This window comes from Nocardioides sp. 503, from assembly GCF_004522095.1.
Classification (GTDB): domain Bacteria; phylum Actinomycetota; class Actinomycetes; order Propionibacteriales; family Nocardioidaceae; genus Nocardioides.
This window is the reverse complement of record NZ_SPUI01000002.1, coordinates 279,437-293,727: the sequence shown is the minus strand read 5'-3', so window position 1 is coordinate 293,727 and position 14,291 is coordinate 279,437. Positions and strand designations below refer to the sequence as shown.

Annotated in this window: 14 protein-coding genes; 4 read left to right on the top strand and 10 right to left on the bottom strand. The window is 72.8% G+C overall.

Features of this window, described 5'->3' with window-relative positions:
* Positions 1 to 195 precede the first annotated feature (195 nt).
* The 3 genes from E4622_RS02325 to E4622_RS02315 are packed head-to-tail and all read right to left on the bottom strand — an operon-like array spanning position 196 to position 1,986.
* Positions 196 to 867, bottom strand: coding sequence for a 4a-hydroxytetrahydrobiopterin dehydratase (locus tag E4622_RS02325; protein ID WP_134738473.1), 672 nt, complete (start codon positions 865 to 867; stop codon positions 196 to 198).
* Positions 864 to 1,280, bottom strand: a complete 417-nt coding sequence (locus E4622_RS02320; RefSeq protein WP_134738472.1) for a VOC family protein — start codon at positions 1,278 to 1,280, stop codon at positions 864 to 866. The genes E4622_RS02325 and E4622_RS02320 overlap by 4 nt, the downstream gene beginning before the upstream one ends.
* 1 nt (position 1,281) lies before the next feature.
* Positions 1,282 to 1,986: a GNAT family protein gene (locus E4622_RS02315; protein WP_134738471.1), complete on the bottom strand. Its 705-nt coding sequence runs from the start codon at positions 1,984 to 1,986 to the stop codon at positions 1,282 to 1,284.
* Positions 1,987 to 2,021: 35 nt separating this feature from the next.
* Between E4622_RS02315 and E4622_RS02310 the strand changes: the two genes are divergently transcribed.
* A complete protein-coding gene (locus E4622_RS02310) occupies positions 2,022 to 2,363 on the top strand; it encodes a UBP-type zinc finger domain-containing protein (RefSeq protein ID WP_134738470.1) in 342 nt (113 codons plus the stop codon).
* 47 nt (positions 2,364 to 2,410) lie between these two features.
* On the opposite strand, the gene E4622_RS02305 is transcribed toward E4622_RS02310, so the two are convergent.
* The 6 genes from E4622_RS02305 to ilvD form a co-directional block, all read right to left on the bottom strand.
* The gene (locus tag E4622_RS02305; RefSeq protein WP_134738469.1) at positions 2,411 to 3,424 is read right to left on the bottom strand and encodes a S66 peptidase family protein; all 1,014 of its coding nucleotides are present in this window, start codon (positions 3,422 to 3,424) and stop codon (positions 2,411 to 2,413) included.
* Positions 3,425 to 3,462: 38 nt separating this feature from the next.
* Complete coding sequence (locus E4622_RS02300; RefSeq protein ID WP_134738468.1) at positions 3,463 to 4,149, bottom strand: hypothetical protein; 687 nt, start codon at positions 4,147 to 4,149, stop codon at positions 3,463 to 3,465.
* A gap of 107 nt (positions 4,150 to 4,256) precedes the next feature.
* A complete protein-coding gene (locus E4622_RS02295; RefSeq protein WP_209021750.1) occupies positions 4,257 to 5,471 on the bottom strand; it encodes an aminotransferase class V-fold PLP-dependent enzyme in 1,215 nt (404 codons plus the stop codon).
* 35 nt (positions 5,472 to 5,506) lie between these two features.
* Positions 5,507 to 6,526, bottom strand: coding sequence for a hypothetical protein (locus E4622_RS02290; RefSeq protein ID WP_134738466.1), 1,020 nt, complete (start codon positions 6,524 to 6,526; stop codon positions 5,507 to 5,509).
* 4 nt (positions 6,527 to 6,530) lie between these two features.
* Complete coding sequence (locus E4622_RS02285; RefSeq protein ID WP_134738465.1) at positions 6,531 to 7,103, bottom strand: pyridoxamine 5'-phosphate oxidase family protein; 573 nt, start codon at positions 7,101 to 7,103, stop codon at positions 6,531 to 6,533.
* A gap of 12 nt (positions 7,104 to 7,115) precedes the next feature.
* On the bottom strand, positions 7,116 to 8,810 hold the full coding sequence (gene ilvD, locus E4622_RS02280; protein WP_134738464.1) for a dihydroxy-acid dehydratase: 1,695 nt from the start codon (positions 8,808 to 8,810) through the stop codon (positions 7,116 to 7,118).
* An 85-nt stretch (positions 8,811 to 8,895) separates the two neighbouring features.
* On the opposite strand from ilvD, the gene E4622_RS02275 reads away from it, so the two are divergent.
* Positions 8,896 to 9,636 (top strand): beta-phosphoglucomutase family hydrolase, encoded by a 741-nt coding sequence (locus E4622_RS02275; protein WP_134738463.1) that lies wholly within the window; start codon positions 8,896 to 8,898, stop codon positions 9,634 to 9,636.
* Between the two features lie 26 nt (positions 9,637 to 9,662).
* Positions 9,663 to 12,245 (top strand): glycosyl hydrolase family 65 protein, encoded by a 2,583-nt coding sequence (locus E4622_RS02270; RefSeq protein ID WP_134739365.1) that lies wholly within the window; start codon positions 9,663 to 9,665, stop codon positions 12,243 to 12,245.
* A gap of 4 nt (positions 12,246 to 12,249) precedes the next feature.
* On the opposite strand, the gene E4622_RS02265 is transcribed toward E4622_RS02270, so the two are convergent.
* A complete protein-coding gene (locus E4622_RS02265; protein ID WP_134738462.1) occupies positions 12,250 to 13,326 on the bottom strand; it encodes an exo-alpha-sialidase in 1,077 nt (358 codons plus the stop codon).
* Positions 13,327 to 13,376: 50 nt separating this feature from the next.
* Here E4622_RS02265 and E4622_RS02260 point away from each other — a divergent pair, with 50 nt between their 5' ends.
* Complete coding sequence (locus E4622_RS02260; protein WP_134738461.1) at positions 13,377 to 14,261, top strand: EamA family transporter; 885 nt, start codon at positions 13,377 to 13,379, stop codon at positions 14,259 to 14,261.
* The last annotated feature ends 30 nt before the right edge of the window (positions 14,262 to 14,291 follow it).

Here is a 14,291-nt window from a genome sequence, read left to right as displayed (position 1 = left end):
AAAAACCCCTCGGTTGCCGGGGCAACGAGGGGTGACGCGCTGGCTGGTCGTGAGATCAGCGGGCGCGCCCTGGGCGTACGAGGAGGTCGAACTTCATGGCCCCACCGTAGCGCCGTGGTCTCGTGCCGTCAGCCAAGTGTGGCAGGCGTCCCAGGATGCGGGACGGCGGTCCCACCATGTGGCGGACGGCGGCGGTCAGGAGCGGCCGATCCAGGTCGTGATGCAGGCCTGGTTGCCCTGGGGGTCGGCGAGCACCCAGAAACGCGGAGCGACGGCGTCGCTGACCATGGTCCCGCCGGCGGCGAGCGCCGCCTCGATGCGGCCGTCGGCCTCCTCGGGCGGGATCCGGATGTCGAGGTGCCAGCGCTGCCGCGGCGTCTCGTGCTGCTCGGTCTCCTGGAACCAGATGGTCGGCCGGGTGCCGGTCGGGTCGACCAGCTCGACGTCGTCGTCGGTCACCTCGTAGCCCAGCAGTGCGACCCAGAACGGCTTGATCTCGTCGGCGTCCCAGGTGTCGAGGCCGAGCTCGAGCACCGACACCCCGGCCGGGTCGGGCGTGGCGCCCAGGCCGCCGGCGAGGTCGCTGATCCGGCGGGCAAGCTCGACGTCGCGGCTGGTGACCCCGCCGACGTCGTGGCTGGTGAGCCGGACCGTCACGCGCGGGTAGGTCAGGTCGATGTCGGGGTGGTGGTCGAGCTCCTCGGCGGCCTTGCCGATCGCGTCGACGAGGCGCACGCCGGTGGCGAAGTCGCCGGTCTCGAAGCGGGCGTGCAGCGTGGAGAACAGCACCCGCCAGTCGGCCAGCAGCTCGCTCTCCAGCTCGTGCCCGGTGAGGATCCGTCTCGAGTCGCTCCGGTCGTCGCTCATGGCAGTACCACCTGTCCTATCGGTCCGGGGTTGAAGGCGATCTCCCATCGATACCCGTCGGGGTCGCCGAAGTAACCGCTGTAGCCGCCCCACTCCCGCTCGAAGGGCTCGTGCACCGGGTCGGCTCCGGCCGACCGGGCGGTCTCCAGCACCGCGTCGACCTCGTCCTTGGTGGCGACGTTGTGCGCGAGGCTGAACGGCGCCACGCCGGCGCCAGCGGCGATCGGCCCCACCTCGGCCTCGAACTCGGCGCGGTCCCACAGCGAGAGCACGAGGTGCTCGCCGGCCTGGATCATCAGCACCTCCCCCGGCACGTCCAGCGCCGCCTCCCAGCCGAGCCCGTCGAGGTAGAAGGCGCGCGAGGCGTCGAGGTCGGCGACCGCGAGGGTCACGAAGCTGATCCGCTGGTCCATCTCACCGACCCTGCCACAGGTCGCCGAGCGCCGTCCGCTGCCGACCTGACGCGTCGAAGTTCTCGGGCGCCAGCCAGCGCTCGTGCGCCTCGCGCACCGCGGGCCACTCGGCGTCGGTGACCGAGAACCAGTCGGTGTCGCGGCTGCGGCCCTTGGTCACCATGTGGTTGCGGAAGCGGCCTTCGTGGACGAAGCCCAGGCGCGCCGCGGCCCGCCGGGAGGGCTCGTTGAGGCTGTCGCACTTCCACTCGAACCGCCGGTAGCCCAGCGTGTCGAAGGCGTGGCGCATCAGCAGGTGGATGGCCTCGGTGGCGGCGGTGGTGCGCTGCAGCGACCGGGCGTAGAGCACGCCGGCGACCTCGACCTGTCCGAAGCCGGGGTCGATGCGCATGAACGACGCGACGCCCGCGGCCGGGCCGCTTGCGGGCCGGAGCACCATCGTCTCGGTGCCGGGCGCCGCGAGCGTCGCCTCGACCAGCGCCTCCATCCCGGCCACGTCGACGGGCTGCTCGGTCGGCCGGTAGGTCCACAGCGGACGGTCCTCGGGCGCGCCGAGCGCCTCGAACAGCGCAGGCGCGTGCTCGCGCGCGAGCGGCTCGAGGGTGACGTGGCGTCCCTCCAGCCGGACGGCGGTCGCCGGCGGCCGGGGAGCCCAGCCGGGCACCGGGTCGCCGACGTACTGGTCGAACTCGTTCAGCTCAGGCACGGGACGAACCTAGCCCCGCGGCTTAGGGTCGGTACATGACCGACGGCATCGACCCCACCGTCCCTCCCAGCGGCACCGGCTGCGTCGAGTGCGACGCCGCCGGCGGCTGGTGGGTCCACCTGAGGCGCTGCGCCCAGTGCGGCCACGTGGGCTGCTGCGACAGCTCCCCCTCCCAGCACGCCACCGCGCACTTCCGCGAGACCGGGCACCCGGTCATGGCCAGCTTCGAGCCGGGTGAGGAGTGGTTCTGGGACTTCGCCCGCGAGGTGGGCCTGGCGGGTCCGCCGCTGGCGGCGCCGACGTCGCACCCCGAGGACCAGCCTGCGCCGGGACCCCGGGGCCGCGTTCCCGCCGACTGGCAGGACCACGTGCACTGACCCGCTCCGGGGGTTGAGGAGGCTTCGAGACGGGACTTCGTCCCTCCTCAACCTCCGATCGTCTGCGTGATCTCCCGGCGCCGGTCGTCGGCGACGACGCGCGCGCTGGCGCCGTTGACCAGGGGCAGGAACGGCTGGACGTGGCCGAACTCGAGGTCGAGGACGACCGGCAGGTCGAGCATGCCGAGGGCGTCGGCCACCGCCTCCTGTTGGGTCATCCGGTCGGCGTCCGGCGCGGCCGTGCGGCCGATCAGGATGCCCGAGGCGTCGTCGAACCACCCGGCCAACCGCAGCCCGTGCAGCATCCGGCCGACGGCGGGCGCCTCCGCCTCGCAGGCCTCGAGGTAGACCAGGAGCCCCTCGTCGGCGTGCTCGCGGCCGAACGCAGGCACGTCGCCGTACGGCGTGCCGGCCAAGGGGCTCAGCACCTCCAGGCAGCCGCCGACCAGGACCCCGCTGACGTCGACCCCGCCGCCCCCGAGCACCTTCCAGGGGCCCTCGCGGTCGAGCGTCATCGTCGTGACGTTCGGTTCCTCGACGTAGTCGGTCCAGCCCTCGCGGTAGAGCCCGGGGCTCGACTGGGTGACCGGGCCGGTGGCGGACGCCACGTCGAGCCAGTGGGCGAGCCCGGGCGCGGGATCGTAGGGCGTGTCCATCAGGTTCAGGCTGTGCAGGCTCGCCCAGCCGAGGCGCAGCGTGATGGGGAGCATCACCGTGGACAGGTCGCTCCACCCCACCAGCCACGTCGGCTCGGCGGCGGCGAGGGCGTCCCAGTCGAGCTCGTCGAGCAGGTCGATGGCCAGCTCCCCGCCCCAGGGCGGGACGACCGCGGCGATCTCCGGGTCCGTGAGCATGGCCGTCAGCTCGGCGGCGCGGGCGGCCTTCGGGGCGGACGTGACGCCCTCGGCCGACATGCACTCCCCCACGACGACCTCGTAGCCGCGTCGTTCCAGGTAGGCGACGGCGGCGTCGAGGCGGGGCTGGAGGTCGGGGCCGACACCGCTGGACGGTGCGGTGACGCCGATGCGGTCGCCGGGACGGAGCGGTGCGGGGAACCTCATGGGCCCAGGCTGCCACGCACCGCTCCGGGAGGGGCGCGTCAGGCCACCGGACCCGGCCCGGTCGCGATGGCCACGAGGGCCCCGGTGCGCATCAGCGGCACGCTGGCGGCGATGTTGAGGTCGTCGTAGCAGAACAGTCCGGCGTCGTAGGAGCCCGCCGGCACGTTCGTCGCGGCGACCACGGACAGCACCGTGGTCTGGTCGTGCCCGCTGTTGCCGAAGGAGTCGGTGCGCATGGGCACCCCCACGGCGTCGAACCCGCTGCCGTCGTCGACCTGCAGCTGGCACTCGATCACCGAGGTCGCGCCGCCGTTGGCGTTGTTGCCGATGGTGATCGTCGCCTGCAGGACCAGCTGGGAGAGGCGGTCGACGGTGATCTTGCTGGGTCCGTTGACGTCGAGCGTCACCACGGCGACCGGGGCGGCGGAGATCGCCTGCGGCGTGTTGCGCGCGGCGAAGACCGACGTCGACGGTCCCGCCGGGCCGGCCGGACCCGTCGCGCCGGCGGGTCCCGGCGCGCCGCGCAGCTTGGCGCGTGCCTTGGCGCCGAGGTCGGCGGCGGACAGCGAGCCGTCCTTGACCTTGGCGCCGGTGACCGCGCTCTTCTTGATCTGGAGGGTGCCGACGCTGTTCTTGGGCAGGCTGGCGGCGGCGAACCCGGCACCGGCACCGGAGAGCACCAGCAGTCCGGCGCAGGCGGTGAGGGCGATGGTGCGACTGGTCATGGAGGCTCCTCGGGAGGCGGCGGGCCTCCCATTACCCCACGGTCCCCGTGGTCGGCACATGACCCGAAATGACCGCACCCACCCGCGGTCGCGCTGGGGTCGGGCGGTCAGGAGGTCAGTCGCTCCAGCGTGCGCCGGACGCTCTCCAGCCCGGCGTCGACCTCGGCGAAGGACGTCGACAGGGGCGACAGCCCGAGGCGCAGCCCGTGGGGGTCGCGGTAGTCGGGGATGACGTCCTCGGCCCACAGGGCGGCGGTCACCTCGCGCATGGCCGGGTGGTTGAGCGTCACATGGCCGCCGCGACGGTCGGCCTCGCGGGGCGAGGCGACGGTGACGCCCGGCAGCCGCTCGTCGGCGAGCTCGATCGCGTGCTCGGTCAGCGCGACCGACTTGGCGCGCACGGCCTCCATCCCGACCTCCTCGACCAGCGCGAGCATGTCCTGCATCGCGAGCATCCCGACCACCGGCGGCGTGCCGCTGAGCATCCGTCGGATGCCGGCGGCGGGGCGGTAGTCGGGTCCCATGAGGAACGGGTCGGTCGCGCCCATCCACCCCTGGACCGGCTGGGCGACCTCGTCGAGCAGCCGCGCGGCGACGTAGACGAACGCCGGCGCGCCGGGGCCGCCGTTGAGGTACTTGTAGGTGCACCCGACCGCCAGGTCGGCGTCGTGCTCGTCGAGGTGGAGCGGGACCGAGCCGACGGAGTGGCTGAGGTCCCACAGCACGAGCGCCCCCGCGTCGTGGGCGATCGCGGTGAGCCCGGCCATGTCGGCGAGGTGGGCGGAGCGGTAGGCGACGTGGCTCAGCACGACCAGGGCCGTCTGCGGCCCGACGGCGGCGGCCAGCTGGTCGGCCTCGACGCCGCCGGCGGTGTCCACGTCGATCCAGCGCAGGCTCAGTCCGCACTCGCGGGCGACGCCGTCGGCGACGTAGCGGTCGGTGGGGAAGTTGTCGCGGTCGATCACGATCTCCCTGCGCCCCGGCCGGGCGGCGACGGCGGCGCGCATCGCCTTGTAGAGCAGCACCGTGGTCGAGTCCCCGACGACCGTCTGCCCCTTCGCCGCGCCCAGCACGACGCGGCCCAGGTCGTCGCCGACCACCTCGGGCAGCAGGAACCACCGCTCGTCCCAGCCCCGGATCAGCCGCCCGCCCCACTCCTGCTCGACGAACTCCGCGAGCCGCGGCCCGGTGGCGCGCAGCGGCCGGCCCAGCGAGTTGCCGTCGAAGTAGACGAGCGGGCTCTCCGCACCCACGAACCGGTCGCGGTAGGAGGCCAGCGGGTCGCGCCGGTCGAGGTCGGTGGGGGCGGTGGCATGGGGCACGGTCGCGACGGTATCGCCCACGCCCGAGCCTCAGCTCACTGGAAGCTGATGAACCGCACCCGGGGCCGGAGCCGGTGGACCTCGCGCGGCCCCATCCGGTGGACGTCCTCGTCGTAGAAGAGCTTGAAGCCCATCGAGAACTGCCCCGGCCGGGCCACCGCGCCGTACGTCGCCCGCTTCTGCGTCCGCGTCCCGAACCCGTCCACGTGCTGCACCATCGCCAGCCCGGGTCGCTGTCGGACCCGGTGGATGTCCTCGATCATGTCGCTGCGGAACTGGTGCAGGACGAAGAGCTTCTCCGGCAGCTGACGGTCCGTGGCGAGCCGTGAGAGCCAGGCGGACACGCGGTTGACCTCGCGGGCACGCACGGAGCCGATCACCCGGCCGGGCTTCTCGTGGCGGCCCATCCGCCACTCCGGGTCGAGGGCGAGACCGACGTTGGGCAGGCGCAGCGCCCACGCCCACCGCTTGGCGACCGTGAGGAAGTCCGAGCGCCCCGGCTGGAGGTCCAGCAGGAGCAGGGCGCCGTCGCGGTGGGCGGCACGCACGTAGCCGCGCACCGCGGCCCGGTCGATGTCGTGGCTGAAGTCGCGGTCCGGTCCGGGCACCCCGTCGGCGACGGTGACGATGAGCTCGTAGACCGGCTGCACGGGGCGGCCCGGGCGCGCGAACGGCCGGGCCGCTCGGCGCACCCGCCGGATGGCCTGGTCGGGACCGGTCTCCCCCAGGACGCCCAGCGACCCGGTGCCCGCGGTGCCGTAGTAGGCGACCAGGAAGTGGTGGCCGCCGAAGACCCGGGTGCGGCCGCCGGGCAGGGTGGCCGGGCGCGCCGGCGGTGTCGGGGGCACCGGGGTGATCGACGGCGGTGCGGGCGCAGGACTGGGGGTCGGCGACGCCGACGGCGCCGGGGCGGCCGCGTCGTCCCTCGGCCCGGCGGCAGGAGCGGGCTCTCCGGCCGGGCCACCAGCGGCCCAGGCGACGCCGATGAGGCCGGCCATGAGCGCCGCCACGACCAGCAGCACCAGCCGGCTGCGGTCGGGGCGCTCCCCCGTCACGCGCTCACGCGCCGGACACCGGCTCGGGGTCGTCGTCGAAGGCGGGGATCCCGTCGATGCTGGTGCGGTTCTTGAGGCGGCGGTAGGCGACGACGCCGTCGGCGCCGCGGCGCTCCATGTTGGGGGTGAGCAGGTCCCGCTCGCCGTCCAGCGACATCAGCGGCAGGGAGTAGCCGCAGGAGTCGCTCACGCGCTCGACGTCGACCACGATCACGGCGCGCGCGGCCGGGTTGTCCGGGAAGCGCGCCGACCAAGCGGCGTACTCCTCGTCGTAGAGGCCCACCACCCGGCCGCGGCCGTGCAGCCGCACGATGTTGGGCGTGGCCTCGAACGAGCAGAACATCACCGTGACGCGGCCGTTCTGGCGCAGGTGGGCGATCGTCTCGGCACCGCTCGCGGTGAGGTCGAGGTAGGCGACCGTGTGCTCGTCGACGACCGCGAAGGTGTCGGCGAGGCCCTTGGGCGAGACGTTGACGTGCCCGTCGTCGCCGGAGGGCGCGGTCGCCACGAAGAACACCGGCTGACGCTCGATGAACGACCGGACCCGACCGGTGATCGCCTCGTGGACCTTGCCCACCTCAGCGCCCCATCAGGAGGTGACGGCGCCGTGGGCGGCCGACTGGACGACCTTGGCGTACTTGCCGAGCACTCCGCGGGTGTACTTGGGCGGCAGCGGCTCCCAGCCGACCTTGCGCTCCTCCCACTCGGTGTCACTGCCCATCTCGACGTCGAGGGTGCGGTTGAGGACGTCGAGGGTGATCCGGTCGCCGTCGCGCACGAACGCGATGGGACCGCCGTCGACGGCCTCGGGGGCCACGTGGCCGACGCACAGACCGGTGGTGCCGCCGGAGAACCGCCCGTCGGTGAGCAGCAGCACGTCCTTGCCGAGGCCGGCGCCCTTGATGGCGCCGGTGATCGCGAGCATCTCGCGCATGCCGGGGCCGCCCTTGGGGCCCTCGTAGCGGATGACCACGACGTCCTGGGCCTTGATCTCGCCAGCCGCGAGGGCGTCCATGGCGGCGCGCTCGCCGTCGAAGACCCGGGCGGTGCCGGTGAAGACCGACTCGTCGAAGCCGGCGCTCTTCACGACGGCGCCCTCGGGGGCCAGCGAGCCCTTGAGGATCGTCAGGCCGCCGGTGCGGTGGATGGGGCGGTCGAGCTTGCGGATGACGTCGTCGTCCACCTCGGGGGGCGCGATGTCGGCGAGGTTCTCGGCCATCGTGCGGCCGGTGACGGTGAGGCAGTCGCCGTGCATGAGGCCGGCGTCCAGCAGGGCCTTCATCACCATGGGGATGCCGCCGACCTTGTCGACGTCGTTCATGACGTACTTGCCGAACGGCTTGAGGTCGCCGAGGTGCGGGACCTTGTCGCCGATGCGGTTGAAGTCGTCCAGCGTCAGGTCGACCTCGGCCTCGCGGGCGATGGCCAGCAGGTGCAGGACGGCGTTGGTGGAGCCGCCGAGGGCCATGACGACGGTGATGGCGTTCTCGAACGCCTCCTTGGTCATGATCTGGCGCGCGGTGATGCCCTGGCGCAGCATGCCCACGACCGCCTCGCCGGAGCGGTGCGCGAACCCGTCGCGGCGGCGGTCGACCGCAGGCGGGGCGGCCGAGCCGGGCAGGGACATGCCGAGCGCCTCGCCGACGGCGGCCATCGTGTTGGCGGTGTACATCCCGCCGCAGGCACCCTCGCCGGGACAGATGGCCCGCTCGATCTTGTCGACCTGCTCGCGCGACATCTTGCCGGCCAGGCAGGCGCCGATCGCCTCGAACGCGTCGATGATCGTCACGTCCTTGCCGTCGACCTGACCGGGCATGATCGAGCCGGCGTAGAGGAAGACGCTGGCGAGGTCCAGGCGGGCCGCGGCCATGAGCATGCCGGGCAGCGACTTGTCGCAGCCGGCCAGCAGCACCGAGCCGTCGAGGCGCTCGGCCATCATCACGGTCTCGACGGAGTCGGCGATGACCTCGCGGGAGACCAGCGAGAAGTGCATCCCCTCGTGGCCCATCGAGATGCCGTCGGACACCGAGATGGTGCCGAACTCGAGCGGGTAGCCGCCCGCGGCGTGCACGCCGTTCTTGACGGCCTTCGCCAGGCGGTCGAGAGAGAGGTTGCAGGGGGTGATCTCGTTCCAGCTGGACGCGACGCCGATCTGAGGCTTCTCCCAGTCGTCGTCGCCCATGCCCACGGCGCGGAGCATGCCGCGGGACGCGGCCTTCTCCAGGCCGTCGGTGACGTCGCGGGAGCGGGGCTTGAGGTCGTGCTGCGGGGACTCGTCACTCATGACCACGAGCCTATCGGCGTGGCGCACGCCACGACCCGCGGATCTCAAGGCGGGGATGCGGGGGCGCACTCCCTACGCTGGACCCATGACCTCCGACTCCGCCGTCCCGTGGACCGACTTCGACGCGATCCTGTTCGACCTGGACGGCGTGGTGACCCCGACCGCCGAGGTGCACATGCGGGCCTGGGCGGAGATGTTCAACGGCTTCCTGGAGTCCTGGTCCGGCGGCGGTGACACCGCCCCCTACACCGACGCCGACTACTTCGCCCACGTCGACGGCAAGCCGCGCTACGACGGCGTCCGCGACTTCCTCGCCTCCCGCGGGATCGAGCTGCCCGAGGGCAGCGACGACGACGCCGGCTCGGAGGAGACCGTCAAGGGGCTGGGCAACCGCAAGAACGACGCCTTCAACATCGTGCTGGAGCGCGACGGCGTGACCGCCTACCCCGGCTCCGTGGCCCTGCTCGACCACCTGCGCGAGCTCGGCCTGCCCCTCGCCGTGGTGTCGTCCTCGGCCAACGCGCCCTCGGTCCTCGAGACCGCCGGGCTCTCCGACCGGTTCCAGACCGTCGTCGACGGCAAGGTCGCCAAGGAGCTCGGGCTGGCCGGCAAGCCGGCACCGGACACCTTCCTGCACGCCGCCGAGGTGCTGGGCGCCACGGCCGCGACGTCGGTGGTCCTGGAGGACGCCGTGTCGGGCGTGCGTGCCGGCCGGGCCGGCAGCTTCGGGCTGGTGATCGGCGTGGACCGCGGCGCGGGCCACGCGACCCTGACCGACGCCGGCGCCGACGTGGTCGTCTCCGACCTGGCGGAGACCCTCCCGTGAGCCGTACCCCGGTGGCCGCGGACCCGATGGACCGCGGCCGCTTCCCGGTCGACCCGTGGCGCCTGGTCGAGTGCTCCCACCGCGCGGAGGACCTCGGCGTCACCGAGACCCTCTTCACCGTGGCCAACGGCTACCTCGGCATGCGCGCCAACCCCGAGGAGGGCCGCGACGCCTTCGCCCACGGCACCTTCGTCAACGGCTTCCACGAGACCTGGCCGATCCGGCACGCCGAGACGGCGTTCGGCTTCGCCCGCACCGGCCAGACGATCGTCAACGCGCCCGACGCCAAGCTCCTCAAGCTGTACGTCGACGACGAGCCGCTCATCCTCGGCACGGCCGACCTGGAGCACTACGAGCGGAGCCTGGACTTCCGCGACGGCGTCCTGCGGCGCAGCATGGTGTGGCGCACCCCCTCGGGCAAGCGGGTGCGCATCGACTCGACCCGCATGGTCTCCATGACCCAGCGCCATCTCGCGATCATGACCTTCGAGGTCACGATGCTGGAGGGCGACGCGCCCCTGGTCATCTCCTCGCAGGTGCTCAACCGGCAGGACGGCGAGGACGAGTACCACGTCCCCGAGGCCGCCATGGGCGAGTCCGGCGACCCTCGCAAGGCGGCGGCGTTCGAGGGCCGGGTCCTCCTGCCCGAGGGCCACTACGCCCGCGAGGACCGGATGATGCTCGGCTACCGATGCGCCAACTCGCAGATGACGATCGCCGTCGCGGCCGACCACCACCTCACGACCGAGGACGAGCACGAGGTGGTCGTGCGCGAGCACGAGGACATCACCAAGCTGGTCGTCCGGGTCGAGGCCACCGAGGGCCGCACGGTCCGCCTCGAGAAGGTCGTGGCCTACCACACCTCCCGCGGCGTGCCCGTCGCCGAGCTGTCCGACCGCTGCGACCGCACCCTGGACCGCGTCGGGCGCCATGGCATCGAGCACTACCACGCCGAGCAGCGCGACTGGTACGACCGCTTCTGGCGCCACGCCGACGTCGAGGTGCCCGGCGACGAGGCCCAGCAGCAGGCGATCCGCTTCAACCTCTTCACGCTCGCCCAGGCCAGCGCGCGCGCCGACCAGCAGGGGGTCCCGGCCAAGGGCGTCTCGGGCTCCGGCTACGAGGGCCACTACTTCTGGGACTCCGAGATCTACGTCGCGCCGTTCCTGACCTACACGCAGCCCCACCTGGCCCGCAACCTGATGCACTTCCGCACCCGGATGCTGCCGGCCGCGCGCACCCGCGCCCGCGAGATGGCCCAGAGCGGCGCGCTCTACCCCTGGCGCACGATCAACGGCGAGGAGGCCTCGGCCTACTACGCCGCCGGCAGCGCGCAGGTCCACATCGACGCCGACATCGTCTACGCCCTCATGCAGTACGTCGCCGGCTCCGGCGACCTGGGCTTCCTGCTGCGCGACGGCGTGGACGTCCTGGTCGAGACCGCACGCATGTGGGCCGACCTCGGCTTCTGGCGCAGCAACGGCGACCGCTCGTTCCACATCCACGGCGTCACCGGGCCCGACGAGTACACCACCGTCGTCAACAACAACCTGTTCACCAACGTGATGGCGCGCTTCAACCTCGAGCAGGCCGTCGCGACCGTCGAGCTGATCCGCGACCACCACCCGGTGGAGTACTCCCAGCTCGTGCACCGCCTCGGCGTGGGGCCGGAGGAGATCGAGGAGTGGCGCGCGTGCGCCGTCGGGATGCACATCCCCTTCGACGAGGGCCTCGGCATCCACCCGCAGGACGACTTCTTCCTCGACCGCGAGGTGTGGGACCTCTCCCGCACCCCCGAGGAGAACCGGCCGCTGATGCTGCACTACCACCCGCTGGTCATCTACCGGTTCCAGGTGCTCAAGCAGGCCGACGTGGTCATGGCGCTGTTCCTCCACGGTGACCGCTTCACCGCCGAGGAGAAGCGCGCCGACTTCGAGTACTACGACCCGATCACGACCGGCGACTCGACGCTGTCGGCCGTCGCCCAGGCGATCATGGCCGCCGAGGTGGGCTACCACGACGAGGCGCTCGGCTACTTCCGCTCCGCGCTCTACGTCGACCTCGCCAACCTGCACGGCAACACCGTCGACGGGATGCACGTCGCGTCGGCCGGCGGCGTGTGGAGCGCGCTGGTGTTCGGCTTCGCGGGCATGCGCGCCTACGGCGCGGAGCTCACCTTCGACCCGCGGCTGCCCGACGACTGGGAGGCCCTGCGCTTCCCGCTCACCTGGCGCGGCTGCCGGATGCGGGTCGAGGTGACGCCGAGCCACTTCCGGGTGACCGTCGACGGCCCCAACACCGAGCCCGGCGAGGAGGTCACCGACGACCGCGACGGGCTGCCGGTCACGCAGGAGGACCGGGTCGTGCTGCGCGTGCGCGGCACCCAGCACGTCGTGCGACCGGGCCGTCCGCTCGAGGTCGAGCTGGACGGCCACGGCGCCCGCATCGACGGCGACCTCGGCTACCGGCCGCTGGTCGGCGGTCACCGCGCCGACGGCACGCAGATCACCGCCGGCGTGCCGGACCCGATCGACTTCGGCGAGGACAACGACGAGACCTACCTGCCGGCGGACCCCCCGCCGATGGGCCCGCACGTCCCGCAGGAGTGAGGGCCTACACCTTCGCGGCGCGCACCACCAGCACGTCGGGCAGGTTGCACACCAGCTGACGCCACGTCTCGCCGGCGTCGGCCGAGCCCCACACGGCGCCGTTGCGCGCGCCGACGTAGAGACCGGCTGCGTCGTGCCCGTCGGCGGTCATCGCGTCGCGCATGACGCCGACGTAGAAGTCGTCGGGCAGGCCGTTGCCGAGCTCCTCCCAGGTGTTCCCGGCGTCGCGGGAGCGGTGGACGCGGGCCTTGGCGCCGGGCGGGTAGCGGCCGTCGCCGGCGCCGATCGGGAACACGAAGATCGTGTCGGGCTCGTGGGGGTGCACGACGACCGGGAAGCCGAAGTCGGAGGGCAGCCCGTGCCCGATGTAGTCCCAGGTGCCGCCCTCGTCGTCGGAGCGGTAGACGCCGCCGTGGTTCTGCAGGTAGAGCCGCTCGGGGCGCGACGGGTGCCGGGTGACCTTGTGCACGCACTGCCCGAACTCCGGGTACTGCTCGCCCTCGGGCAGGAACTCCGCGCGGATGCCCTGGTTGCGTGCCGTCCACGAGCCGCCGCCGTCGGTGGACTGGTAGACGCCTCCGGTGGAGATCGCCACGGTCACCGAGGCAGGGTCGGTGGGGTGCGGGAGGATCGTGTGGAAGGCCTGGCCGCCGAAGCCGGCGCCCCACTCCGCGCGCTGGGGGTGGTTCCACAGCGCCTCCTCCAACGCGAAGCTGCGACCGCTGTCGGTGGAGCGCCAGACCGCGCCGGGCTCGGTGCCGGCCCAGACGACGCCGGGCTCGACGCCGGGCGCCAGCTGCCAGACCCGCTCGACCGAGGCGTCGTAGCCCTCGGGGAAGCGCACGCCGGAGCCCTCCTGCCAGGTCTCGCCGAGGTCGTCGGACCAGCGCACCTGCGGGCCGAGCCAGGTCGACGAGGCGCCGGAGTAGAGCCGTGGCGCGTCGCCGCGGACGTCGACCATGCAGGAGTAGACCTCCTCCATGTCCTGGTGGGGACCGGTGAACTCCCAGTCCGTGCGCGCGTCGTCGGACCTCCCGATCCACAGCCCCTTGCGGGTCCCGACCAACAGCACCGTGCTCATCCGTGACTCCCTCGTCTCGACCGACCTCACTGTTCTCCTACATTGACCCGGTGACCAGTCCTGAATCATCGGTGCGGCCGCGCGGAGTCGTCGTCTCGCCGATCTGGCTGGTCCTGGTCGGGATCCTGTCGGTCCAGCTGGGCGCCGGGTTCGCCAAGAGCCTCTTCGACGAGATCTCACCCACCGCCATCGTGTGGCTGCGGCTGGTCACGAGCTCGGTCATCCTGTGGCTGCTGGCCCGGCCGACGCTGCGCGGCCGCTCCCGCGAGGACTGGCAGGTGGTGCTCGGGTTCGGGCTCAGCCTGGGCGTCATGAACTGGGCGATCTACCAGTCGTTCTCGCGCATCCCGCTCGGCATCGCGGTGACCATCGAGTTCGTCGGACCGCTGACGCTGGCGGTGGTGGGCTCCCGGCGCGCCCGCGACCTGGTGTGGGTGGTGCTGGCGGCCGTGGGCGTCCTGCTGCTCGGCTTCGAGCGCGCCGACCTCTCGGTCGCCGGTGTCCTCTACGCGCTGCTCGCCGGCGTCGCCTGGGGCTCCTACATCCTCCTCAGCGCCTCCACCGGACGCCGCTGGCCCGGCTTCGACGGCCTCACCCTGGCCAGCGTCGTCGCGACCGCCCTGCTGCTGCCCTTCGCGCTGCACTCCGGAGGCTCGGACCTCGCGGACCCGCGCATCCTGCTCATCGGCGCCGCGGTCGGCCTGCTCAGCTCGGTCATCCCCTACACCTGCGAGCTGGTCGCCCTCCGCACGCTGCGCCCGGCCGTCTTCGGCATCCTGATGAGCCTCGAGCCCGCCGCCGCCGCCCTCGCCGGCCTCGTCGTCCTCCACGAGCTCCTCAGCCCGATCCAGCTCGTCGCCATGGCCTGCGTCGTCGCCGCCAGCATCGGCGCCACCCGCTCCGGCTCCGCCGTGCCCGCCCCCGTCCCCGACTGACGCGCCTGCGGTGCGGGCGAGTTCACCTCG